General features: G+C 42.0%; 2 protein-coding genes. Both read left to right on the top strand.

Annotation, left to right across the window (positions count from 1 at the left end):
* The coding region (locus G3O09_RS22070; RefSeq protein WP_338048432.1) for a YpoC family protein at positions 1–313 on the top strand (313 nt) is incomplete at its 5' end.
* Positions 314–370: 57 nt separating this feature from the next.
* Positions 371–1,048 (top strand): LysM peptidoglycan-binding domain-containing protein (locus G3O09_RS22065; RefSeq protein WP_163103581.1); only part of this gene is annotated, 678 nt, incomplete at its 3' end.

Below are 1,048 nucleotides of genomic sequence, written 5' to 3'. Positions count from 1 at the left end.
AGAGTGGAATGAGAAGTCAAAGGAAATTGCGTTACACTTTAAAAATCGTAATAGACAAAAAGCAAAAGAACCAATGAAATTCTTCTTACAACAGCTTTTGAAAACGATCTATCTCGGAAATGGAGTGCAGCCTGATGAACTGATGAATTTTAGAAACGATCTAAAGGGATTCAAGCATCTACCTGTAAACGCGATCGAGCGGCTTTCGTTCATCGAAGAGCTGCCAGATCACTATCAATCGTACATACAGCTTAGTGAGTTATTTTCTGAATGGGAAAAGAAAAGTGTCATATTAAAAAAGCGCAGTACATAAGGACAAGACACTTGGACATATGATGATGACATGAGACGTTTTTTTAGGAGGGGTATCATGCAGATTCATGTGGTGAAACGGGGCGATTCTCTTTGGAGACTTTCGCAGTACTATAAATTGCCGTGGCAGGAGCTCGCTACGGTTAATCGATTGTCAGAAAAAGACGTGTTAACGGTAGGACAGACACTTTTCATTCCAACACCTTTTACGTATACCGTTCAGCCTGGTGATTCATTAGAGGAGATCGGAAAGAGGATCGGTGTAACTGTCGCCCAGCTACAGCAGGCAAATCCGGGTGTGACGGACAGCAACCTCCGGCCCGGAACGCAATTGAACGTACCGCAGCGTACGAAGAAAACAATCGTAACGAACGCGTTTGCCGAGCCTAATCCAAAGGCTCAAGCCAATTTTGATGCCGCTGCCAGAGCGCTCACGTACATCACGCTATTCAGCTATGAAGTGAACGAGAAAGGTGTATTCAAACCACTGAATGATTCTGAGTTCTTAAAAGATGCAAAAAATAAAAACGTACGCCCGATCATGGCCATCACGAACATTAAAGACGGTGAATTCAGTGAAGAAGTAGGGACAGCGATCCTAACGAAAAAAGAGATTACAGATAAAGTGATAAACGAATCTTTACGTATCATGAAACAAAAAGGATATGAAGGGATCTCGGTAGATTTTGAATACTTAGGAAAACAAAACAAAGAAGCTTACAATCAGTTCCTAAGG

The organism is Peribacillus alkalitolerans (assembly GCF_010882125.1).
GTDB lineage: Bacteria > Bacillota > Bacilli > Bacillales > DSM-1321 > Bacillus_BN > Bacillus_BN alkalitolerans.
Note: the sequence above shows the minus strand (reverse complement) of the source record. Positions and strands in the feature narration are given on the sequence as shown.